This window comes from Devosia equisanguinis, from assembly GCF_900631955.1.
Taxonomy (GTDB): Bacteria; Pseudomonadota; Alphaproteobacteria; order Rhizobiales; family Devosiaceae; genus Devosia; species Devosia equisanguinis.
In genome coordinates this window covers 13,818-36,456 of sequence record NZ_UZWD01000021.1, presented here as the reverse complement: position 1 = coordinate 36,456, position 22,639 = coordinate 13,818, and the positions used below count along the sequence as shown (strand labels likewise).

The following is a 22,639-nucleotide window of genomic DNA, read 5'->3' as shown; positions in this document are numbered from 1 at the left end:
AGCCCCTATCCAACCACGTTGACCGGTTTTCCGGCGATGAAGGCGTCGATATTGGCGAAGACCTGGTCGGCCACCGCCTGCGTCGCCTGACGGCTGGCCCAGGCCACATGGGGGGTCAGGATGAAATCAGGCCGACCCAACAGCGCCTGGAATGGATGGTCGGCCGGCATCGGCTCGACCGAGGTCACGTCGAAGCCGGCCCCGGCGATCTTTCCTGCCACCAGGGCCTCGGCCAGCGCCGCCTCATTGACCAGCCCGCCGCGCCCGGCATTGATGATCAGCGGCCGGCGCTGCATCAGAGCGAACTCGGCAGCGCCGATCATGTCGCGGGTTTCGGGCCGCAGCGGCACGTGGAAGGTCAGCACGTCAGCCTCTTCCAGCACTGTCTCGAACCGTGCATAGGGCGGCGTCGCCTCGGACGCACCGCGCCGCGCCGCGAACAGCACCCGCATGCCAAACGCCTCGGCAATCTTGGCGACGGCCTGCCCCAAGGTACCCCCGCCGATAATGCCCAGCGTCGAGCCCGCCAGATCGCTGATCGGATAATCGAAATAGCAGAACTGCCCACTCTCCAGCCAGCGACCCGCCGCAACCGAGCGTTCATAGGCAATAAGGCTTCGTCGCAGCGCCAGCATGAGTGCAAAGCAATGCTCCGGGACCGTGTTGCGGGCGTAGTCACGCACATTGGAAACCACGATCCCGCGCGCCTTGCAGGCGGCGACATCGATGACGTCATAGCCGGTTGCCGCCACCGCCACCATCTTGAGGTTTGGCGCCGCATCGAGCACCGCCTTCGTGATCGGCACCTTGTTGGTGATGACGATCTCGGCTTCACCGATCCGCGCCGCTGTCTCTCCCGCCGCAGTCCGCTCATGCAGGACGAGACTGTGGCGCGCCTTGGGCCCATCAAGCCGGGTATCGGGCGGAAAGGTGCCGCGGTCGAGCATGACGATGCGGTGGGAGACTGACGCTGACATGTTGGCCAAACCGTTTGTGCGCTGAACGAAACGCCGACCCGCACAATGTCAGATCGGCGTCCGGTCTTACTTCACATACGGCGCCCCGGCCAAGTGCAGATCCCTGAGATCAGCCCTTCACTGCCCCACCGGTGAGCCCCGAAATCACGTAGCGTTGCGCCAGAAGGAAAAAGGCGATGGCCGGCATGATCGAAAGGGTGAGGAAGGCCAGAATACGCGGCCAGTCCGAGCCGAACTGACCCTGGAACTGCATGATGCCCAACGGCCAGGTATATTTGGCCTCGGAATTGAGCACGATGAGCGGCAAGAGGAAGCTGTTCCAGCTCCCAACGAAGTTGAACACGCCAACGGTGGCGATAATCGGCAGGCAGAGTGGCAGCGTCACATACCAGTAGATCCGGATATAGCCGCAATTATCCATGCGGGCCGCGTCAACCAGCTCCTTGGGCAGCTCCTTGAAGAAATTGTGGAACAGCAGCACCGAGAAGGACACGCTGAACGCGACTTGCACGATGATGATGCCCCAGTGGCTGTCGAGCATGCCTAGATCGCGCATCTTGATGAACAGCGGCAGAATGCCCGTCGCTGCCGGAAACAGCAGGCCCAGCATCAGATAGCCCAGGATGAACTTGGAGCCAAAGAACTTGATATGGGCCAAAGCAAAGGCGGTCATTGACGCCACCAGCGTCGACAGCGCCACCGTACCGGCTGCAATCAGCAGCGAATTGCCGAGCGACGAGAAGTAGCGCGGCCCGCCCAGGATCTCGACAAAACGTACCGGATCCCAGCTCGCGGGGAGGCCGAACGGATTGACCCGCAGCTCGCCGATCTCCTTAAAGCCCCCCAGAGCCGTGGTGTAAAACGGCACGATCACGAAGGCGGCGACCATGATGAGCGTAATCCACTGTACGCCGGAAATCGCGGAACGGCGGCGCTTTTTGGTGCGTGTGGTCATCAGTTTTGCTCCGCCTTGAAGAGAACGCGGCGATAGGCCAGCGCTACCGCCACGCAGGCGATGAACAACAGCACGCTGACCGCACCACCAAAGCCCAGATTCATGCGCGTGATGCCGAACTGGTAGAGGAAGGTCACGATGGTGTGGCTGGAATGGGAGGGACCGCCATTGCTGAGCGGGATGATCAGGTCGAACAGCTGCAAGGCGCCGGTAATGGCGAAAAACACCGAGATGACGATGGCCGAGCGGATCATCGGGATCTGGATATGGCACACGATCTGCCAGCGTTTGACCCCGTCGAGCCGAGCCGCCTCGATCACCTCGCCGGGGATGGACTGCAACCCGGCGATATAGATCATCATGTGAAAGCCGAAATATTTCCAGGTGATCACCAGCATGATGGCCGGCATGACCCAGAATTTGTCGCCCAGAACAAAGGGCATATCGACCCCGATGGCGCCGCCTATGGCCGGCAACAGGCCGTAATTGCCGTCATAGACGAACTTCCAGATCAGCCCCGCAGCGACCTCGGCCAACATATAGGGCAGGAAGAACAATACGCGGATGAGATTGATATGGGCGCCGCGCTCTGACAGCGCCACCGCGCACCACATGGCCAAAGGCAACTGGATCGCCAGCGACACCGCCACCACGATCAGGCTGTTGCGCACCGCCGTGCCGAAATTGCGATGGGTGAGCACATCCTCGTAATTCTTGAAGCCGACGAAATCGGTGATGGGCCCATAGCCGTTCCACTTGAAGAACGAGAACGTGGCTGCATCGATCATCGGCAGGACGACGAAGACGGTGAAAAGAATGATCGACGGCGGCAGGAACAACAGCAGCGGCACGAGGCTTTTGCGGTCCATATAGCGGCGGCGCCGCGGCGCGCCTGCCATTGCCGGGTTCGATGCGGTAGCGATGCTGGTCATCGGCGTCCTCGACCCTGCCGCCCTGTCCCCGAACATCGCGGCGGCGCATGAAGCGCGGCAACGGGCGATGCATGGGCACGAAAAACCGGCATGGAAAAATCTGGTGTGCGGCACAAGAACCGGCGGGCAGAAAGGGTACTGCCCGCCGGCGGAACCGTTCGACTACAGGGTGTCGTCGACCGCTTCCTTGATCAGCTCGGCAGCTTCCTGGGCGCTGATGGAATTGCCGGCCAGTTCGGCGGACACATCGTTGACCACGCCACCGACATTGGGGCCCAGCGCCTGGTCGAAGAACAGGGCATGCCAGTGGGCATTGCCGATATTCTTGGCGATCTGCACCTTGAAGGGGTTGGTCATCACATCGGCCGCACCCTTAGAAATCGGGATGTAGTAGGCCTCTGCGGCGTACTTGGCCTGGTTCTCGGCATTGTTGAAGAACTCGACCCACTTCACGGCAGCATCGGAGGCGTTCTTGGAGAACAGCACGCCGCCCAGACCGCCCAGTGTATCGGTGGGATCGCCCTTGCCGCCTTCGATGGTCGGGAACGGCAGGATGCCCAGTTGGTCATCCGGAATGCCTTCCTTATTGGCCGAATTGTCCTTCATGGCGCCGTAGTCCCAGTCGCCCATCAGATGCATTGCGGCCTTGCCGTCACCGAAGAAGCCGGAGGCGTCGCCATAGGACGCGGCCAGGAAACCCTGCTGCCACGGCTCCATCTCAGCCAGCTGCAGGAAATATTCGCCCGCCTTGACGAAGTCTTCGCCGGCAAAGCCGTCGCCTTCACCGCGCTGGGCGGCCTGGAAGCCATCCTTGCCGGCCAGCCGGACAACCAGCTTGGACCACCAGAAGTGCGCCGGCCACTTGTCCTTGGCGCCGATGGCGATCGGGGTGATCCCCGCATCCTTGAATTTCTGCACGCCGGCCAGGAACCCGTCCCAGGTTTCCATGCTGGCCGGATCAACGCCAGCCTGCTCGAACAGGGCCTTGTTGTACCACAACACCACTTCGCCAACGTCGCGGGCGACGCCATAGAGGTGGCCATCGGGTGCGGTGAAGGCGGAAACGCCCGCCGTGCCCATGGCCTCCTTGGCTTCGTCGCTCAAGACATCCTCTACCGGACGCAGGAAGCCGGCCTTGGCCTGCTCGTAGAACACGCCGCCACCCCAGGTGTGAAACACGTCGGGCGCATCGGCCGACTGCAACAGCGTCGTGAGCTTGGCCTTGAAAGCCTCGTTCTCGAGGAACGGCAGTTCGATCTTGATATCCGGGTTCTGCGCCATGAAGTCGGCGGCGATGGAATTCATCAGCTCCACTTCCGCCGGGATCGACGTGATGTGCAGATGCTTGACTACGGTTTGAGCCTGAGCCGGCATGATGACGGCCAGTCCCAGCATTGCGGCAAGCGCAATATGCTTCATGTTTTCCTCCTGTCGCATGCGACCGCCGAAACCGGAACTCGGTCTCCTCCCTGGCCGCGGCACTGAACCAGTCCCCACTGAACTCAGCACTTGCTACTTTTTACGCATCCCGTATTAAAGACGCAAGAGGGACGTACCTCAGCTTGTCCACAGCATGCATGGGGCGCCATGAAACCCCTATCCACATTGAATTTAAATCGATAATCCCTGGATTTTCGCCAGAGTACGCACCGCGACCTCGCCATCCGCCGGAATAATTTGATACAGAGGACAAACTAATTTGTCTGACAACTGCAGGAAACAGGAGAAGCCTTTTTGGGCGTGAAGATCGCAGATCCGCTGCTGATGCGCGAAATCAACAAATACCATGTGCTCGAGACCATCCGGCACCATGGACAGATTTCGCGCGTCGAGATTTCCGAGCGGACCCTGTTGAGCGGCACCACGGTTTCGGCCATTACCGGCGCGCTGATCGAAGAAGGGCTGATCCAAGCCACCCATACCCAGGTTAACGGCGAGAGCCAGCGCGGACGGCCACGCGTTCTGCTCGGTCTCGTCCCCGATGCCGCCTATGTACTGGGGATCAAGATTTCCGAGGCCATGACCACGGTGACGCTGGTGGATTTCCGTGGTGAATCGGTATCCTCGGTGCAATTGCCGGTGCGTCTCGCCCGCCAGCCCGCCGAAGTCATCGCCGACCTCATCGAAGACGCCATGGACGATTGCGTCAACAAGGCCGATATCGACCGCAAGCGCATTCGTGGCATCGGCATTGGCGTTCCCGGCCTAGTCGATCCGCGCTCGGGCAAAAGCTATTCCAGCTCGGTGTTCGGCGAGCGGGAAGTGCCGATAACTTCGCTGCTCGAGGGCCGGACCGGCCTGCCGGTCAAACTGGAAAAGCCGGCCAACCTCATGGCCCTGGCCGAAAGCTGGTTCGGCTACGCCCAGAGCGAGCGCAGCTTTGCCGTTGTCGCCCTGGACCAGACGGCCAGCCTGGGGCTCTGGGTCGAGGCCGATCTGCATCGCGGCGCCAGCACGCTCGGCCCCACCTTCGGCCATATCAAGGTCGGCGGCGCAGGTGTGGTCTGTGAATGCGGGCAAAGAGATTGCCTCAATGCCTATGTCAGCGAAGCAGTCATTCGCCGAAAGGCCGCAGACGCCATGGGGCCTGATTTCCTGGGCAGCGCTGCCGCCCGTGCCGACCTCAAGCAGGCGCTGGCCGATGCCGCCGTCACTGGAAATCCCGCTGCCTCCGCGCTGCTCGCCGAGCTGGGTGAGAAGTTGGGAGTCGGCATTTCGCACATCATCAATCTCATCAACCCGGAAAAGATCATCATCGCGCTGGAATCGGCACAATTGGGCGAGGCCATGGCCCCTGCCCTGCGCGCCGCCGCCGAGGCCAATTCCTTCCGGGCCCATTTCGCCACCACCGAGCTGATTTTCCATACTCTGGACGACCAGCTCTGGGCGCGCGGCGCGGCTGCATTGATGCTGCGCGACATTTATAGCGCCCCCTGGACACCCGCATATTAGGAGGAAATACCATGAGCAAATCAGCCCTGATCGTCTGGGGAGGCTGGGATGGCCACACCCCCGAGCAAAGCGCCCGCATCGTCGGCGACATTCTCGAGCAGCATGGTTTTTCCGTCGATATCGAGCCGACCACCGAAGCCTTCGCCGATGAAGGGCTGGCCAATTATGATCTCATCGTGCCCGCCGTCACCATGTCCCGCATTGAACGCGAGGAGCTGACCAATCTGCTGGCCGCCGTGCGGGCCGGGACCGGCATTGCCGGCTTTCATGGCCTGATGTGCGACAGCTTCCGCAATGAGCCGGACTATCAGTTCATGACCGGCGGGCAGTGGGTTGCTCATCCCGGCAACATCATCGACTACACCGTCAATATCACCAAATCGGACGATCCCGTCATGGCCGGCATCGGTGATTTTCCCTATCGCTCCGAGCAGTACTACATGCATTTCGACCCCAGCGTCGAAGTGCTGGCGACCACCACCTTCTCGGGCGACATCTTCGACGAGATCGATGGCGTGGTGATGCCCGTGGTCTGGAAACGACGCTTCGGCAAGGGACGGGTTTTCTACTCCGCGCTCGGGCATATCGCTGACGAGTTCAAGGTGCCGCAAATGCGTACCATTTTCGAACGTGGCGCCCTGTGGGCGGCACGCTGATCGTCTCTAACCATCGGCGAGGAGGATACGATGGCGGACTTGCAACTGCGCGGGATCAACAAGAGCTTTGGTTCGGTGAAGATCATTCATGACATCGATCTCGATGTCGGTGACGGAGAATTCGTGGTGTTTGTCGGCCCCTCGGGCTGCGGCAAGTCCACCCTGTTGCGCACCATTTCGGGGCTGGAGGAGCCCACCTCCGGCCAGGTGCTGATCGGCGGCGAGGACGTCACCGATTTTGACCCTTCCGAGCGTGGCGTCGCCATGGTGTTCCAATCCTATGCACTCTACCCGCATATGAGCGTCGAGCAGAATCTCGGCTTCGGCCTGCGCATGGGCGGCATGCCACGCGACCAGGTGGCCCAGCGTGTGTCCGAGGCGGCCCGCATCCTCGAACTCACCGAACTGCTCGACCGCAAGCCACGCCAACTCTCGGGCGGCCAGCGCCAGCGCGTCGCCATCGGCCGCGCCATCGTGCGTCAGCCCAAGGCCTTCCTGTTCGACGAACCGCTCTCCAATCTAGACGCCGAACTGCGCGTGCAGATGCGCATCGAAATCGCCAAGCTGCACAACCAGCTGGGCGCCACCATGATCTATGTGACCCACGACCAGGTCGAGGCCATGACCCTGGCCGACCGGATCGTGGTGCTGCGTGCCGGCCGCATCGAACAACAGGGCAGCCCGGTCGAGCTCTACGACAATCCCGACAATATCTTCGTTGCCGGCTTCATCGGCTCGCCGCGAATGAACTTCCTCGAAGGCACCATCACTGCCATCGATGGTCAGGACCTCACCGTCTCGCTCTCCGCTTTCGACGCGCCGGCGCTCGAGGTCAGGCGCCGTGGCAGCGGCGGCGTAGTGGGCGACACCATCAATGTCGGCATTCGCCCCGAGCACTTTGCCGACGCTGCACTTGGCGGCCCCACCCTCTCGGCCAGCGCGCAGGTGATCGAGCAACTGGGCGGCGTCTCCTATGTCTATGCCTTGGGCACGGACAGTGAGACCAAGGTGACCATCCAGCAAAAGGGCCACTCACGCATCACCGTCGGCGCCCCCATCACAGTTGGCATAGAGCCGGGCGCGATGCTCGCCTTCGGCCAGAATGGCCTGCGGCTATAGAAGGCACGCGCACGACTAAGCGGTGCGGCGGAACACGCCGCCGTGCCGCGCGTTGCGAGTGGGAAGGAGTTTCCCATGGAAGCGGCGCAGGAAGGGGCACTGGGTAAGCTGGTGCGCAAGGTGGAGGAGCGGCTCGACGCCGGCGAAGCCGTGTCCATTGGCACCATCCAGCGCGTCGCCGGCCAGCGCGCTGCCGGTCCCATGCTGCTTTTGCCGGCGCTGATCGTGGTCTCGCCCCTCAGCATAATTCCCGGCCTGCCGGCCATGGTGGGCATCAATACCATTCTTGTCGCCGGGCAACTGGCGCTGGGACGGGAGCAGGTTTGGCTGCCCAAATGGCTGACCGAACGCTGCGTCCCCGCAAAATACGCCAAAAAGCTGATGACCTTCCTGCGCCCGGTCAGCCGCGCAGCCGATCATGTGGTCAAGCCGCGTGCCCATGCGCTCACCGGGGCAGCCATGCGCCGGGCCGGCGCTGTAATCTGTGTTTTGGTTGGCTGCATCATGCCGGTGCTGGAGGTAATCCCCTTCACCTCGACATGGGCAGCCAGCATTGTCGCTGTCTACGCCCTGGCCATCACCGCGCGCGATGGCTGGCTGGCGCTGGCCTGGATGGGGCTCGTCTCCGGAGCCATTGCCCTGGCCTGCATGCTGCTCGCCTGAGAAGGTCTCAGGCGGCGTTAATCAGCGCCAAGGCGCGCTCCAAAAGCTCGGGCGTGGCGGCAGCGACGACATTGCCACCACCGGTCGGCTCCGACCCGTCCCAACAGGCAATGGCGCCGCCCGCCTCCCGGATGATCGGCACCAGCGCCGCGATATCATAGGTATTGAGATAAGGCTCGATGACGAGATCGGCATGTCCGGCCGCCAGCAGCGCATAGCCATAGCAGTCCATACCAAAGCGTTGCAGCCGCGTCGCCCCTTCGACAGCCGCCCAAAGCGCCTGCATTTGCGGGGTATCGAACAGTTTCGGGGTCGTGGTGAACACCCGCGCCGAGCCCAACTCGGTCAGCCCACTGGTGCGGTTGGCCTGATCAACGGCGGCGCGGCGATAGCGCGACCGCCCCGGCACTGCCACGAAACTCTCGCCGATAAAAGGCTGACTCATCAGTCCCGCCACGGCCACGCCATCCACGGCAAAGCCGATCAGCGTGCCCCAGACCGGGGCGCCCGAAATGAAGGCGCGGGTGCCGTCCACCGGATCGATGATCCAGCTGAACCGCCCTTCGCCGCTGCTGCCCCATTCCTCACCGATCACTGCATGATCAGGGAAGGTCTCGGCAATCACCGCCCGAATGACGGTTTCGGCGCCCTTGTCGGCCTCGGTGACCGGATCAAAACCGGCAGCCAGCTTGTTGTCCACGGCCAGCGGTGTGCGGAACAGCGCCAGCGTATGCGCAGCGGCGGCGTCGGCCGCAGCCAGCAGCGTAGCCTCGACGCGGGCAAAATCGATCGGATCGGCAGCCGTCATCGCGGGCACTCCAATTGGACGGGCGGAACGCCAAGCTGACTGCCACAGCGCGACCCATTCGTCCACCGGAACGCTCCGGCAACAGGATGACGCTGATTCCTTTTTGCAACAAGCCGGCAGCAATGCGCAGCGCACAGCCGATCCTGGCTTGAGGGGACGCGCAAATCGGCGCACCGATTATGGGCATGATGCGTTTCGAGACCGTCCGGCAGATTTGCGCCGAAGTCCCGCACATCGTTCCTCCCTTACTGGGGCCGTCACTCGAGGCGGCCCCTTTTGTTTGGGATTTGAGCCTATTCGGCGGCGGCCTTCTCAGGCATGGCAGGCCCGCCGGCCAGCGCCACCAGGTCGAGGCCCAGCAGCGTCAGCATCAGCCGCTCCATCAGCCCGCGCACGATCTCGAAGCCGGCATTCTTCTCCAGCGTCGCCTCGTTAATATAGAGGTGCCGGCTGATTTCGATCTGCAAGGCATGCACGCCATGCTGGGGGCGCCCATAGGTGCGGGTGCAGAAGCCGCCGGCATAGGGCCGGTTGCGCGCCACCCGCAGACCGGCGGCGGTGAATACCGTTTCCACCAGATCGACAAGTCCGGGCGCGCAGGTGGTGCCATAGCGATCGCCGAGCACGATATCGGGCGCCGCCCGCTCCCCATGCCGACCAATGCGCGGCATGGAATGACAATCGATGAGAACGGCCAGTCCGAATCCGGTCATTGCCTCGCTCAACAGCTTCTGCAAGGCGGCATGATAGGGATGGTAGATGCCGTCGATCCGCATGCGCGCATCCTCAAGCGTCAGGCGCTCGCGATAGATCGGCTTGTTCTCGGCCACGACGCGCGCCAGCGTTCCGAGCCCGGCGGCGACGCGCGGCGAATTGGTGTTGAACCGGTCCGAAAGCGGCTCGACGAACATGGTGGGATCGAGCTCCCATGGCTCGCGATTGACGTCGAGATAGGCGCGCGGAAAATGCGCCCTGAGCAGGGGGGCGCCCAGATGCGGCGCGCGCGCAAACAGCTCATCGACAAAGGCGTCTTCCGACTGACGGATAGAGAGATGATCCAGCCGCGTCATCGCCAGAAAGCGCGGCGGATAGACCCGACCGGAATGGGGCGAATTGAACACGATAGGCGCCACCAGACGCCGTGGCCTGACCGTTTCGAATGCCGGTTGATCCCAATAGTCGGATCGCACGCCGCCTCCCCTGCGGCCCTGTTCGCCAGGGCCCTCGTGGTGATTTGTGTCAATCAAGTGTCGCCTGCAAAGCCCGTCTTGTCCAGCGATCGCCGCCACGACGCACCGCAAAGCCACAATTTCCGCGCCCTCGGCCGGGAAAAGCAGCGTTCGAGCTTGAGGCATACGCCTCAGCGGTTGCGAAAGCGGCAAACTGCACTAAACATCGGGAAAGACGCGACTCACCTGCCGAACCGGCCCAAAGGGTTTTTTGATGAAGCGAATTCTGCTCGCCGAAGATGATAACGACATGCGCCAGTTCCTCACCCGGGCGCTTAAGACCGCCGGCTACGAGGTGGTGTCCTTCGATAACGGCCTTTCCGCCTATGAGCGCCTGCGCGAAGAACCCTTCTCGCTGCTGCTCAGCGATATTGTCATGCCCGAAATGGACGGCATCGAGTTGGCGCGCCGCGCCACCGAGCTCGATCCCGACCTCAAGGTCATGTTCATCACCGGTTTTGCCGCCGTGGCGCTCAATCCTGATAGCGACGCCCCCAAGGATGCATCGGTGTTGTCCAAGCCGTTCCACCTCAAGGATCTGGTGTCCGAAGTGGAGCGCTTGCTGGCCGCCTGAGAAAAATCGTGGCAACAATCCACAGGCCCGATTTTGCCCTCTTGACCAGGCACCGGGAATTGTGGTCTATCCGCGCCATCGGAACGCCACAGGCGCTTCGACCCGGAGAGATGGGCGTATAGCTCAGCGGGAGAGCACTACGTTGACATCGTAGGGGTCACAAGTTCGATCCTTGTTACGCCCACCATCTCTTCTTTCTTCCCTGCCTGAGGCAGCGGGTGCGTAGCTCAGCGGGAGAGCACTGCCTTCACACGGCAGGGGTCACAGGTTCAATCCCTGTCGCACCCACCATTGTTCCGGATCAGATATAAATCTTGGTTTGGAGCGAGCGCTTCTGCGCCTGTCTCGTCGGCATCCGTATCACGCATCAGCCACCGCTACGCCTCGCCTCTAGCAACCCAACGAGGTCGCCCACCAAAGTGCGCAGATCGAACGGCTTGAGGTAAACGCGTTCGGCATGCCATTTGCGGGCGATGGCCTCCGGATCGGCAAGACCCGATCCACCGCCGGTAACCACCAGCACCAAGATATCTGGGTTTTGCGCCTGCAGCGCACGGACCAGGGAATGTCCATCGGTACCCGGCATCCACATATCGCTGATGACGGCATCGTAACTGCGCGCCGTCAAAGCCAGCTGTGCCGAAGCACCATCCCAGACCTCGGTGACGACAAGGCCGCGATCTTCGAGCTCCAACCGCAGTGACAGTCGATTGGCGACGCCGTCATCGGCGATCAACACGCTGGCCGGCGCGGCACTCATGGTTCGCCGACAAGCTGCGGCGGCACCGTGATGACGACCCGCGTGCCAGCGCCGGGCGCAGAATCGATGTCGAAATGCCCCTGCCAGTTGCGCACGATATTGGCCACCACAGCCAGGCCCAGGCCGGTGCCCTCCGCACGCCCGGACACGAAGGGTTCGGTGGCCCGACGCCGCAGATCTTCGGGCATGCCGGGGCCGTCATCGGCAAACACCAGCCGGCTCAGGCCCTGCTCATTGGCGAGGGTCACCTGGATGGTGCCGCTGCCCTCCATGGCGCGGACGGCATTGGCAATAATATTCGAAACGATCTGCAGCATTTCCCCCGGCGGCACAGCAGCCTGGGCGCTCTCATCAATGCTTTCTGCCAGGATGATCGTGGCCGGCAAGGTGGAGCGCACCGTCGCCAAAGCATCCATGAGGGCGCCGGCCACTGCCATTTTCTCCCCAGGAATCCGGCCCGGATTGAAGGCATTGAGCACTCCAGCCACGATTTCGCCCGCGCGCTTTCCTGAGGCAACCACAAGGTCCAGCAGCTTGCGCGCTTCTGGGTCCTCAGTGTGCTTGTCGCGCACGCGCTGCGCCAGATTGACCATGGGGTGGAGGAGATTGTTGACCTCATGGGCCACCCCGCTCGCCAGTTGGCCCAGGGCCGAAAGCGTATTCTGCCGGCTTTCGCGCAGCCGCCGCTCCACCCGGTCGGTTACATCGGTGAGCGTGCCGCGCAGCCCCATGGCGCCGTCTTCGCCCGGCCAGGGTTCGAGATTGAACGATACCCAGTTGGGCGCGTCCGCAGAGCCGGCAATCGCGATTTCTATATCGCGGGCCGGACGCCCCTGTTTCTGCACTGCCACCAGTTGCCGACGCAACGTGTCGAAGCCCAATGGCACCTGATGGACGAGCACGCCGGAAAAGTCGCCGCCCTCTTCCAGCCCCAGCCGTCGTGCCATCGTGCCAGCGGCGCTGACAATGCGCCCCTGTCCGTCGAGTTCAAAGAAAGAGTCCGAGGCAATCTCGGCAAACTGGCGGAACCGCCGCTCATTGCGCAGCGCCTGTTTGCGCAGTCCTTGCTCGCGGATTTGCAGGTCGAGCACGATGAGGATAGCCAGAAGTCCCATGGTGAGCACGAGGTCGAGATAGCCCTCCAGCACAGCGACCACAGCCGGATTGGGGGATGGCGTGAGATAGAGCAGCGCCCGTACGACGCTGAAAATCACCACCGGCGCAAAGCAGACCAGCAGCCGCAGCGCCCGCCGGTCACCGCGAATGGCATAGTAAGCCAGCGTCAAAACGCCGGCACCGATGCCCATCAATACAGGTGTGGCATTGTCGGTGAGAATGGGGACCGGATAGCCTAGCGCGGCGAACAGCACGAAGATGCCCTGCAGCGGCAAAACCAGCGCAAGGGTGACCAGGAGAGCTCCCAGCACCGGGTTGCGCTGGCGCAGGTCGAGATAGCTGACCACCAGCAGCACCCAGAAGGTCATCATCACCGGCTGCGAGCCATAGAGCAGCACATCGGCCAGGTTTGGCCAATTGGGCAGCAGCAGCGCGTGGATGTATCCACCCGCGCCGAAAATGAAGGTGCCGGCAAAAAAGGACAGCCCGCCTGCATAAAGCATGGCCGGCTCGCCGAGCCGTGAGCCGATCACCAGCAGATAGATCGCCAGGGCCAGCAGAATGCCCCAGAGCGTACTATAGGCCACCGCCTGACGCACTTCGCCGGCGACAAAGCCCCGCTCGGTTTCGAGCAGAACCGAGCCGCGCATGGCACCGCGCGCGGTAAAGCCGATCACACCCACTGCGCCTTCGATGTCCTCGCGATCAAAGAAAAACACCGGCTGTCGATTGGACAGCCCGGCCCTGCGGGTAGGATCGTCATAGGACCAGTCATATTCGCGAAACGCCCCGTCGCGGATGATGATCAGCCGCAAATCCTCGACGCGGGTATTGGCCAGTCGCAACACCCAGCGCGACTGGTCGGTGTCCATGCTGGGGATATTGAATCGTAGCCATAGGGCATCGCCCTGATAGTAGCGCCAGCCCACACCAGGAACCTTGCCTTCATTGGGGGTAAAGCGGGCGGCGATCTCGGGCCAGGTCGTGGCGTCGATGGTGATGATGGTCTTGCGGTCGAGCAGGAAATCGGCGGTCGCGCCGACCAGGATCGCGGGATCGGGCGGCGCAGCCGGCGCCAATTGCCCGTCGCGGTTCAGCCCGGAAACAATCAGGTATCCCATCGCCAGCGCGAGCAGGATGACCATGCCGGCCGGAAACACCCGCATCCACAGCCTTGCCAGGCGCATGACCGTCCCCTCCAGCCCCCTGCATAAAGGATATTCGCCATCGCCGAACTTTTGGCAAGTCCCATGGAAACGGGCGCTTCTAGCGTTTGCCTCTCGCCCCGGGAGTGGCGATGCGCTCGAGGTCAGCGGCCGCCTCGGGCGCGATCTGCTTGAGAACTGTTCGATCAAAGACGCTGGCACCATAGAGCGGCAGCCGATAGCATTTGTGCTGAACGAAAATATCGATCCAGAAACCGTCGCGACCGGCGCCGGCCCCATTCTTTTGCCGCCGCAGCGCGATGCGCGACACCTCGTGGAGCGGCACCGTCACGGTCCGCCCACGCCCCAGAATATGCACCATCTCTATAGACAGCCTGCCGTCGCGCAGGCGTACCTCGGCGGCATTGCTGCGGCCCATCCAGGCGATCAAGCCCCAGATGAAGGCAAAGGCCGCCAGCATCAGCAACCCCACATAAAGCGCCACCTCCAGGAGGGGGATGCCCTGATAGACCAGCACAACCGCAGCGACCAGAAAGCCTAGTCCCGCCCAAAGCAGATTGAGGCCGCCCATGCGATTGCGAAACAGCACTACGTCCATGGCTGCACCCATTAATAGCTCAGTGAGCTATAACAAGATTTCCCGCGAAGTACAATATTGCGCCGCTGCTCCACTCATTCGAGTGAACGATGCGCAGACCAAGTCGCACCTCTAGCCTATACCCTTTAGAGAAGGGGATAGCGGAATGATCCGACCGATTTTTGCCGCCATCGGATTGGGCCTGTGCCTCACCGGTACTGCACCCGCATTTGCCGAGGCACCCAAGATTTGCACGACCAAGGTCTGTGCCAGCTGGGCCTGGATTGGATATAACGGCCAGAAAACCTACAAGTGCGAACGCTATGAGACGCGCATCATGTCGAAATGCGGGCCCGCCGTACCCAATTCCGATTTCGACTGGGGACCGCGGCGCAGCGATGATCCGGCCAGCGGTGACAAAAGCTAGCCTCGCTTACCACATTGTCTGCTTCGCCCGTTCCGGCCAGGCCGTGTCATAGGCATCGCCGCCCACGGCATTTTCCGTGAGCGTGGCAAGAATTCGCCCCGGGGTTGGCAGGCTCGCGGGATCGACATGCCGCTCCGGATTCCACAATTCGGAGCGGATGATGGCGCGCGCGCACTGGAAGTAGATTTCGTCAATGTCGAGGACCAGCACCGAACGCGGCGCCTTCTCCTCGACGGCAAAGCTTTCGAGCAGCGCCGGATCGATGGACAATTGCGCCCGGCCATTGACCCTGAGCGTGGTGCCCGAACCCGGAATGAGAAACAGAAAGGCACAGCGCGGATCGCGCACGATATTCCTGAGGCTGTCGATGCGGTTATTGCCGCGCCGATCCGGCAGCATCAGCGTCTTCTCGTCGTGAATGCGCACGAAGCCCGGCCTGTCACCACGTGGCGAGCAATCAATCCCCTCCGGTCCAATGGTGGCCAGCGCCAGGAACGGACTGGCCTCGATGAGGCTGCGATAATCAGGCGTGACGACTGAGGCGACCTTGGTCATGGCCGCCGGCGCCGGAGCAGGTTGATAGAGCGCCTCGAGGTGCTCGAGGCTGGAAACGATGGTCATGGACTGGGCATCCTCGGAGCATGTGCCGGGCCTTGTGATGAGGCCAACGCTGGGAAATCGCCGCGACTATGCCTATATCTAGGGCCAAAGACCAGTCCGCCAAAGGAGTGATGCCGATGGACGCTCATGCCTTCCCCGTGACCCGCACCGACGCCGAATGGCGTACGCGGCTGACCGAAGAACAATATTACATCATGCGCCAGCATGGCACCGAGCGCCCCGGCTCCTGCGCCCTGCTCTACGAAAAGCGCCAGGGCACCTTTGCCTGTGCCGGCTGTGACACCCCGCTCTTCGCCTCGACGCTGAAATTCGAAAGTGGCACCGGCTGGCCCAGTTTCAACGATCCGCTCCCCGGCTCGGTGGAAACCACCACCGATCGCAGCCATGGCATGGTGCGCACAGAAGTCCATTGCGCCACCTGCGGCAGCCATCTCGGCCACGTCTTTCCCGACGGTCCCCCGCCCACCGGCCTGCGCTATTGCATCAACGGGGTCGCCCTCAACTTCACCCCTGCTGCCTGAATCAAAAGCCCCGGACGTGCGTCCGGGGCTTTTTGTTCACATGGCTCACCAATGCGAGCTGGAGCTACCCCTTCTTGGCCGCGTTCAGCTTGCGCCAGGCCTGATATTCTTCTTCCGCATCCGGATGGAGTGGATAATACCGCTGCAGCGACTCGCCCTGCATCAACTTCAGGCGGGAGAATTCCTCCCATTCTGCATGCTTCTTGCCGTCTTCGATCACCCGTTCGGCCATCGATACCGGCACCACGACAGCGCCGTCGTCATCGGCAACAATGATGTCGCCCGGCACCACGGTCACACCGCCACAGGCAATGGTGACATTGACCGCATTCGGGAAGATATCCGTCTGCACATGGTAATTGGGCGACCAGCCCTTGAGCCACAGCGAGAGGTCGAGCTTTTCCACATTCGGCCGGTCACGCATCACGCCATCGATAATGATGCCGGCGCCGCCGCGGCCCTTAAAATAGGTGGACATCATGTCCCCGAAAATGCCCGAGCGCATGTCACCGCGTGCATCGACGACGACGACGTCGCCCTCCTGCACGTGATAGAGCACATGCCGGTGCAACTGCGTTTCGGGATCGGCATATTCGCCTTCGCTGAACAGGTCTGGCCGCTGTGGCAGGCACTGCAGCGTCAGCGCCGGCCCGCAGATCGACTTTCCCTTGGTCTGGGGCAGGATGCCTGTCATGTGCGGGTTCTTGAACCCCATATGGCCCAGCGTCCCGGCAATGGTCGCTGCGCCCAGATCCTTTAATCCTTCAATCAAATGCTTTGGCGGCCGCGTGATGTCTGCGGTCTTGATCATACTCTAGTCCTCCAATGCGGCAGTGACCTACCAATTGGTCACCGAACCGTCATTGCGCCGCAAGTGCGGCGCTTCCCAAAATTGGAAACTCTGCCTGGCCAGCAGATCTTCGTTCACCTCGACCCCCAGCCCCGGCAGGTCGCTGACCGGATAGGCGGCGCCGTCCAGCCGCGGCTGCACCGGAAAGAAGTCGCTGTTGTCGAAGCCCAGAGCCTGCTCTGGCGCCCGGGTTTCCAGCCAGGCGAAATTGGGCACTGCCGCCGCCATATGCACCGTCGCGGCCGTACAGACCGGCCCCAGCGGATTGTGCGGCATCAGATCGACATAGTGCGCCTCGCTCCACCCCGCCACCTTCATCGCCTCGGTCAGCCCGCCGACATTGCACACATCGAGCCGGTTGAACTGGTGGATGCCGCGCTCGATATAGGGCACGAACTGCCACTTGCTGGCGAATTCCTCGCCGATGGCGAAGGGAATATCGGTCATGGTCCGCAGCGATTCATAGGCTTCCGGCGTCTCGTCGCGGATCGGCTCCTCTAGGAAATCGAGCACGCCCTTGTCGAGCCGTGCACAAAAGCTCGCGGCCTCTGCAACCGATAACCGATGATGGTAGTCGATACCCAGAACCACCGCATCGCCCAGTTCGGCGCGCGCACGATTGAGCAATCGCGCCGTTCGCGCAATGGAATCGCGCGGCTCGAAAACCTCGCGATTATCCTGCCCAATGGGAAAGAAGCGAATGGCGTCGAACCCCATTTCCATCAGCTCGCGAGCGCGATCGATCGCCCCTTCGCCGGCGGCGTCGCCCGTGGAGGCGAAGGCCGGAACCCGGTGACGCTGCCTGCCACCCAGCAGGTCATAGACCGGCACGCCCAGGGCCTTGCCCTTGATATCGTGCAGCGCAATGTCGATGGCGGAAATGGCCGCCTGCAACACGCGCCCACCTTCGAAATACTGGCTGCGATACATTTCCTGCCAGATGCGGCCGATCTGCATCGCGTCCTGGCCGATGAGGAATTCGCGGTAGTGCTCGATGGCACCGGCAACCGCCTTTTCGCGGCCTGAAAGCCCACTCTCGCCCCAGCCGAAAATCCCCTGATCGGTTTCGATCTTGAGCAGGAACTGGTTCCTGATCCCCACCCAGACGGGATAGGGCTTTACGGCGGTAATCTTGAGCTTGATCGACATTTTGGTCTCGGGGAGAAGAACAGGCGGCGTCAACTGGCGCGCAGCGCCATTTCGGTTTCACCATCGAACAGGTGGATTCTGTCCTGGTCGAATTCGAGCCACACCATCTCATCGGGCGCGACCTGTACCGAGGGCGGCAGACTGATATTGACGATGGAGCTGGACAGGAAAGCCTGGACAAAGGTGATGTCGCCGGTGGGCTCCACCGTATAGACCTTGGCCGGCACCGCGCCCTCCACCTGGCCCTTGTGCAGTTTGATGGTCGAATGCCGCGCCCCCAGAACCACCTTGCGCGAGGTCAAGGTGGCAGCCTTGCGGGCATTGGCATCGGAGAGCGGCAGGCTCCACCCTTCGGGGCTTTTGAGCACCGTGCGTCCATCCTGGTTCGCAACCTCCAGCGGCACCAGGCTCATGGCCGGACTGCCGACGAAGCTGGCCACGAACATGTTGACGGGATTGGCGAAGACATTGGCCGGCGAGTCATATTGCTGCAGCAGCCCGCCATTCATCACCGCCATCTTGTCGGCCATGGTCACGGCTTCAAGCTGGTCATGAGTCACATAGATGATGGTGGCGTTGAGATCCTGGTGGAAGCGCTTGATCTCCGAGCGCATCTGCACGCGCAGCTTGGCATCGAGATTGGACAGCGGCTCGTCCATCAGGAACACTGCCGGATCGCGCACCAGCGCCCGGCCCAGTGCCACGCGCTGCTGCTGTCCGCCCGATAGCTCGCGCGGCTTGCGCTCCAACAGGTGGGTGATATCGAGCACCTTGGCGGCATCCAGCACCTTGCGCTCGATCTCTTCCTTGGCGAGCTTGCGCATCTGCAAGGGAAAAGCCAGGTTCTGGAACACGCTCTTTTGCGGATAGAGCGCATAGTTCTGGAACACCATGGCGATGTCCCGGTCCTTGGGATCGAGATCGTTGACGATCCGGTCGCCGATGACGATGTCACCCGAGGTGATCGGGATCAGCCCCGCGACCAGGTTGAGCGTCGTGGTCTTGCCACAGCCGGACGGGCCGACCAGCGCCACGAACTCCCCGTCATTGACCGTCAACGACACGTCCTTGGCCGCGTAGACGGAGCCATAGGTCTTGACGAGATCCTTGAGTACAACCTGAGCCATAAAAGACCGCCTTTAGTGCTTGACCGCGCCTTCGGTGAGGGCACGCACGAAGTATTTCTGGAGAACGAGGAACAGCACGACCACCGGCACGCTCATCATGAAGCTGGCCGCCATCAGGCCAGGAAAATCCGTGGTGTTCTCGGAGAAGAACCGCTGGATGCCAACGGGCAGGGTCAACTGCTCGTTCTTGGTGAGGAAGGTCGCGGCATAGATGTATTCGTTCCACGCCCCGATGAAGGAATAGATAGCCGTGGCGATGATCCCCGGCACCGAAAGCGGCGTGACGATCAGGAGGAACGCCTGGAAGCGAGTTGCGCCATCGATGCGCGCCGCTTGTTCGAGCTGGATCGGGATATTGTCGTAAAACCCCTTGAGCAGCCAGATCGCCAGCGGCAGGCCGAAGGTCAGATAGGTCAGCACCAGCGAGCCATGGGTGTTCACCAGCCCCAGCCAACGCATCAGGATGAACAGCGGCACCAGGAAAATGACCGCCGGGAACATGTTGCGCAGCAGCACCGAGAAGAACAGGAATTTCCGACCCGGAAAACGGAAGCGCGAGAAGGCATAGGCCGCCGGCACCGCCACCACCACCGCCAGGATCGTGGTCAGCACCGAGACGATGAGGCTGTTCAGGAAAAACCGCAGGAAGTCCTGCCCAACGCTGTTGGCCGGGTCGAGCAGCTTCTGATAGCTCGCCAATGTCGGTTCGCTCGGCCACCATTGCGGCGGAAACTGCATGGCGGCGAAGCCGGACTTGATCGAGGTCAGCAGCATCCAAACCATCGGCACGGCCGTATAGAGCAGCATCAGGAACAGGAAGAAGCGCCCGCCCCAGCGCCAGCCATCGATCTTCTTGCGGCTGCGCGGGCGAATGGGTTCGGAAGAAGTGCTCATGCGCCCTGCTCCTTTTCATTGCCGTTGAGGGCGCGGACATAGAAGTAGCCCAGCACCATCAGGATGATGAACAGCAGCACCGAATAGGCCGCCGCCACGCCCCAGCGCTGCCGGCCGAAAGCCAGCTCATAGATGTGCGTGATCCAGATGTGCGAAGCGTTGGACGGCCCGCCGCCGGTCATGATCCAGGGCACGATGAAAGAATTGAAATTGGCCACCGCCAAGAGCAGAATCGTCACGGTCGAGACGCCGCGCAGATGCGGGAAGGTCACGTGCCAGAACCGCTGCCAGGCGCTGGCGCCATCGACCTTCGCCGCGCGCAGCAATTGCTCGGGCACGGTCTGCAAGCCGGCCATGATCATGATCATGGCGAAGGGAAACTCGCGCCAGATATTGACCACGATCAGCGAGGGCAGGACCGTATTGACGTTGTCAATAAAGTTGGGCTGCCGGTCGACGATGCCCAGTTGTACCATGACGGCGCCGATAATGCCGAAATCGGAGTGGTAGATCCACTTCCAGATATAGGAGGCGGCCACCGCGCTGATCACCCATGGAATGATCAGGATGGCACGCAATATGGCGCGGCCAAAAAAGTCGCGATGCAGGGCCAGCGCACAGCCATAGCCGAGCACGAAGGCGACCAACGTCGAAGCGATGGTCCAGACGAAGGTATTGATCGTCACCTTCCAGAACACGTCGCTGGAGAGGATCGCCGAGTAGTTTTCCGTGCCGACAAAAATCTTGTCGCGCAACTGCAGGCCCGGCGGCGTTTTGAAGAAGGACAGTTCGATCGTGTAGTAGATCGGATAGGCGATCACGATCAGCATGACGATGATGGCCGGCAGCACGTAGAGATAGTCCGCTCGGTTGGTCCACATCTGCTGGAACACGCTGGGCCGCGCCGTCGCGTCTTTACGCGTGGCGCCCACCCCGGCTGAAGCAATGGTCATCGAAATGAGCCCTTGTCCTGATCAGGAAGGCAAGACCGGCAGCGCTTTGCACCGCCGGCCGTTTTGATCCGCAGGTTATTAGAGGCCGCCGCCGTCGGTGACTTCGCTCACCTTGCGCGCCGCATCGGCCGCTGCCTCCTCGACCGTCATCGCACCGGTCAGAGCGTTTTGCAGCATGTCCGGGATGATGATGTTCATGATCTCGGGCGTTTCCGGCAGGGTCGGGAACGGAATGCCATAGGGCAGCATCGAGGTCGTCACATCGAGGAACTTGATGCTGTCGAGTCGCTCCTTCATCCACTCGGTCTTGAAACCGTTGAGATTGCCGGGATTGGAGCCGGCATAGGCCATCTTCAGGCTCCATTCCGGGCTGGTCCAGAAGCAGACCATGGCCTTTGCCGCGGCCTCGTCCACTTCGCCGCCCTCGACATATTCGGGGTTGAGAATGTGGATATTTGAGCCGCCGAACACCACGGCGCGCTTGCCGTCGGGGCCGGTGGGGATGAGGCCATAGCGCATATTGTCGATGACGGTCTGGGCCTTTTCGGCATCGCTGCCGGTCGCCTTCTTCTGCAGGTCCAGCATCACATTGTAGTCGGACGGATGGCTGATCATCATCGCCACCTGGCCGGCCAGGAACAGCGGCTGATTGTCGGCCTGCTGGTTGGTCAGCGCCGAAACCGGGACCGATTGGTCGCGAACATACATGTCATAGGACGCCTGCAGCGCGCGGATGCTTTCCGGACTATCGAGCCGGATTTCACCATAATTCGGGTTGGGGTCGGCTTCGTCGAAGACGCCACCGCCATAGGCCCAGAGTTGCGGCATGAAGCGATAGGGTGTGTTGCCGGCATTCTTGCGGGCGACCAGGCCATAACCGGCAATGCCGAGCTTGTCGTGAATCTGCTTGGAATAGGCGACGACATCATCCCAGGTCTCCGGCGCCTTTTCCGGGTCGAGCCCGGCGCGTTCGAAGACATCGGCGTTCCAGATGAAGGCCATGGTCTCGTTATTGGTCGGAATGCCATAGGCCTTGCCCTCCCACATCACCGACTTCATGGCGCCTGGCCAGAAATCCTCGCTCTTCCAACCCACATCTTCCGGCTTGAGCTCTTGCAGGTACCCCTTGGAAGCGAATTCCACGCCGCCCAGGATCTGCAGGCGCACCACCATCGGGCCGGCATTGCCGAGCAGCGCAGTGCGGAACTTGTCCAGCAGGTCGTTATAGGTCAGCGCCTGTTCCTGCAGCTCGATATTGGGATAAGTGGCGCGGAAGGCTTCGAAGAAGTCCTTGTAATACTGGCGCAGCAGGTCCGGGTCGCCCTCGAACACGCCCTGGTACCAGAAGCTCAGCTTGCCCTTGTAGTCGAGTGGCGTCACGGCGCCGCATTGCTCGGCAGTATTGTAGGTTTCTGTGCCGGCGATCGAGCGCACATATTCCGGCGACCATTTGCTGAGGTCGACGCTCTGCGCCATGACCGAACTGGCCAACAGCGACGCCGACATGGCAGACACGATCGCGCCGTGCGCCAGCGCACGGCCGAGATGAAATCGTCCCATAAAATCCTCCTGTCACCCTGCCCACGCCTCTCCGCGGCAGGCTCCCATCCGAC

At 62.0% G+C, this 22,639-nt stretch carries 23 protein-coding genes and 2 tRNA genes; 9 read left to right on the top strand and 16 right to left on the bottom strand.

What is annotated here, in order from left to right; genetic code table 11:
* Positions 1-5: 5 nt before the first annotated feature.
* From DEVEQU_RS06675 to DEVEQU_RS06660, 4 genes are all read right to left on the bottom strand, one after another.
* Positions 6-977 (bottom strand): D-2-hydroxyacid dehydrogenase, encoded by a 972-nt coding sequence (locus tag DEVEQU_RS06675; RefSeq protein ID WP_206437802.1) that lies wholly within the window; start codon positions 975-977, stop codon positions 6-8.
* A 109-nt stretch (positions 978-1,086) separates the two neighbouring features.
* Complete coding sequence (locus tag DEVEQU_RS06670; protein ID WP_126149809.1) at positions 1,087-1,932, bottom strand: carbohydrate ABC transporter permease; 846 nt, start codon at positions 1,930-1,932, stop codon at positions 1,087-1,089.
* Positions 1,932-2,864 carry a carbohydrate ABC transporter permease gene (locus DEVEQU_RS06665; protein WP_126149808.1) on the bottom strand — a complete coding sequence of 311 codons (933 nt, stop codon included), beginning with the start codon at positions 2,862-2,864 and terminating at the stop codon, positions 1,932-1,934. Before DEVEQU_RS06665 ends, DEVEQU_RS06670 begins: the two co-directional genes overlap by 1 nt.
* Before the next feature lie 162 nt (positions 2,865-3,026).
* The gene (locus DEVEQU_RS06660; RefSeq protein WP_164550294.1) at positions 3,027-4,283 is read right to left on the bottom strand and encodes an extracellular solute-binding protein; all 1,257 of its coding nucleotides are present in this window, start codon (positions 4,281-4,283) and stop codon (positions 3,027-3,029) included.
* 321 nt (positions 4,284-4,604) lie between these two features.
* Between DEVEQU_RS06660 and DEVEQU_RS06655 the strand changes: the two genes are divergently transcribed.
* From DEVEQU_RS06655 to DEVEQU_RS06640, 4 genes are all read left to right on the top strand, one after another.
* A complete protein-coding gene (locus DEVEQU_RS06655) occupies positions 4,605-5,816 on the top strand; it encodes an ROK family transcriptional regulator (RefSeq protein ID WP_126149806.1) in 1,212 nt (403 codons plus the stop codon).
* Between the two features lie 11 nt (positions 5,817-5,827).
* Positions 5,828-6,472 carry a ThuA domain-containing protein gene (locus DEVEQU_RS06650; RefSeq protein ID WP_126149805.1) on the top strand — a complete coding sequence of 215 codons (645 nt, stop codon included), beginning with the start codon at positions 5,828-5,830 and terminating at the stop codon, positions 6,470-6,472.
* A gap of 30 nt (positions 6,473-6,502) precedes the next feature.
* Positions 6,503-7,591, top strand: coding sequence for an ABC transporter ATP-binding protein (locus DEVEQU_RS06645; RefSeq protein ID WP_126149804.1), 1,089 nt, complete (start codon positions 6,503-6,505; stop codon positions 7,589-7,591).
* A 75-nt stretch (positions 7,592-7,666) separates the two neighbouring features.
* Complete coding sequence (locus tag DEVEQU_RS06640; protein ID WP_126149803.1) at positions 7,667-8,254, top strand: exopolysaccharide biosynthesis protein; 588 nt, start codon at positions 7,667-7,669, stop codon at positions 8,252-8,254.
* Positions 8,255-8,261: 7 nt separating this feature from the next.
* Here the strand turns inward: DEVEQU_RS06640 and DEVEQU_RS06635 are convergent, their stop codons facing one another.
* Entirely contained in the window at positions 8,262-9,062 is an 801-nt protein-coding gene (locus DEVEQU_RS06635) for an inositol monophosphatase family protein (protein ID WP_126149802.1), read from the bottom strand.
* 293 nt (positions 9,063-9,355) lie between these two features.
* Positions 9,356-10,252, bottom strand: coding sequence for an N-formylglutamate amidohydrolase (locus tag DEVEQU_RS06630; RefSeq protein ID WP_223214126.1), 897 nt, complete (start codon positions 10,250-10,252; stop codon positions 9,356-9,358).
* A 253-nt stretch (positions 10,253-10,505) separates the two neighbouring features.
* Here DEVEQU_RS06630 and cpdR point away from each other — a divergent pair, with 253 nt between their 5' ends.
* From cpdR to DEVEQU_RS06615, 3 genes are all read left to right on the top strand, one after another.
* A complete protein-coding gene (gene cpdR, locus DEVEQU_RS06625) occupies positions 10,506-10,865 on the top strand; it encodes a cell cycle two-component system response regulator CpdR (RefSeq protein ID WP_126149800.1) in 360 nt (119 codons plus the stop codon).
* Positions 10,866-10,977: 112 nt separating this feature from the next.
* Positions 10,978-11,052 (top strand) — tRNA-Val (locus DEVEQU_RS06620).
* Between the two features lie 29 nt (positions 11,053-11,081).
* Positions 11,082-11,156, top strand: a tRNA-Val gene (locus tag DEVEQU_RS06615).
* Between the two features lie 76 nt (positions 11,157-11,232).
* Here the strand turns inward: DEVEQU_RS06615 and DEVEQU_RS06610 are convergent.
* The 3 genes from DEVEQU_RS06610 to DEVEQU_RS19850 all read right to left on the bottom strand — a co-directional run bounded on the left by DEVEQU_RS06610 (position 11,233) and on the right by DEVEQU_RS19850 (position 14,505).
* Entirely contained in the window at positions 11,233-11,625 is a 393-nt protein-coding gene (locus DEVEQU_RS06610; protein WP_126149799.1) for a response regulator, read from the bottom strand.
* Positions 11,622-13,928, bottom strand: coding sequence for an ATP-binding protein (locus DEVEQU_RS06605; protein WP_164550293.1), 2,307 nt, complete (start codon positions 13,926-13,928; stop codon positions 11,622-11,624). Before DEVEQU_RS06605 ends, DEVEQU_RS06610 begins: the two co-directional genes overlap by 4 nt.
* Before the next feature lie 79 nt (positions 13,929-14,007).
* The gene (locus DEVEQU_RS19850; protein ID WP_164550292.1) at positions 14,008-14,505 is read right to left on the bottom strand and encodes a hypothetical protein; all 498 of its coding nucleotides are present in this window, start codon (positions 14,503-14,505) and stop codon (positions 14,008-14,010) included.
* Between the two features lie 145 nt (positions 14,506-14,650).
* On the opposite strand from DEVEQU_RS19850, the gene DEVEQU_RS06600 reads away from it, so the two are divergent.
* Positions 14,651-14,911, top strand: a complete 261-nt coding sequence (locus DEVEQU_RS06600) for a hypothetical protein (protein ID WP_126149797.1) — start codon at positions 14,651-14,653, stop codon at positions 14,909-14,911.
* 6 nt (positions 14,912-14,917) lie between these two features.
* Here the strand turns inward: DEVEQU_RS06600 and DEVEQU_RS06595 are convergent, their stop codons facing one another.
* A complete protein-coding gene (locus DEVEQU_RS06595) occupies positions 14,918-15,532 on the bottom strand; it encodes a pyridoxamine 5'-phosphate oxidase family protein (protein ID WP_126149796.1) in 615 nt (204 codons plus the stop codon).
* A gap of 116 nt (positions 15,533-15,648) precedes the next feature.
* Between DEVEQU_RS06595 and msrB the strand changes: the two genes are divergently transcribed.
* Positions 15,649-16,053, top strand: a complete 405-nt coding sequence (gene msrB, locus DEVEQU_RS06590; RefSeq protein WP_126149795.1) for a peptide-methionine (R)-S-oxide reductase MsrB — start codon at positions 15,649-15,651, stop codon at positions 16,051-16,053.
* 64 nt (positions 16,054-16,117) lie between these two features.
* On the opposite strand, the gene DEVEQU_RS06585 is transcribed toward msrB, so the two are convergent.
* The 6 genes from DEVEQU_RS06585 to DEVEQU_RS06560 all read right to left on the bottom strand — a co-directional run bounded on the left by DEVEQU_RS06585 (position 16,118) and on the right by DEVEQU_RS06560 (position 22,586).
* Complete coding sequence (locus tag DEVEQU_RS06585) at positions 16,118-16,864, bottom strand: ribonuclease activity regulator RraA (protein WP_126149794.1); 747 nt, start codon at positions 16,862-16,864, stop codon at positions 16,118-16,120.
* Between the two features lie 27 nt (positions 16,865-16,891).
* Entirely contained in the window at positions 16,892-18,052 is a 1,161-nt protein-coding gene (locus DEVEQU_RS06580; RefSeq protein ID WP_126149793.1) for a mandelate racemase/muconate lactonizing enzyme family protein, read from the bottom strand.
* Between the two features lie 29 nt (positions 18,053-18,081).
* Positions 18,082-19,179 carry an ABC transporter ATP-binding protein gene (locus tag DEVEQU_RS06575; RefSeq protein ID WP_126149792.1) on the bottom strand — a complete coding sequence of 366 codons (1,098 nt, stop codon included), beginning with the start codon at positions 19,177-19,179 and terminating at the stop codon, positions 18,082-18,084.
* Between the two features lie 12 nt (positions 19,180-19,191).
* Positions 19,192-20,073 carry a carbohydrate ABC transporter permease gene (locus DEVEQU_RS06570; protein WP_126149791.1) on the bottom strand — a complete coding sequence of 294 codons (882 nt, stop codon included), beginning with the start codon at positions 20,071-20,073 and terminating at the stop codon, positions 19,192-19,194.
* On the bottom strand, positions 20,070-20,954 hold the full coding sequence (locus tag DEVEQU_RS06565) for a carbohydrate ABC transporter permease (protein WP_223214127.1): 885 nt from the start codon (positions 20,952-20,954) through the stop codon (positions 20,070-20,072). Before DEVEQU_RS06565 ends, DEVEQU_RS06570 begins: the two co-directional genes overlap by 4 nt.
* A gap of 150 nt (positions 20,955-21,104) precedes the next feature.
* The gene (locus DEVEQU_RS06560; protein ID WP_126149789.1) at positions 21,105-22,586 is read right to left on the bottom strand and encodes an ABC transporter substrate-binding protein; all 1,482 of its coding nucleotides are present in this window, start codon (positions 22,584-22,586) and stop codon (positions 21,105-21,107) included.
* Between the last annotated feature and the right edge of the window lie 53 nt (positions 22,587-22,639).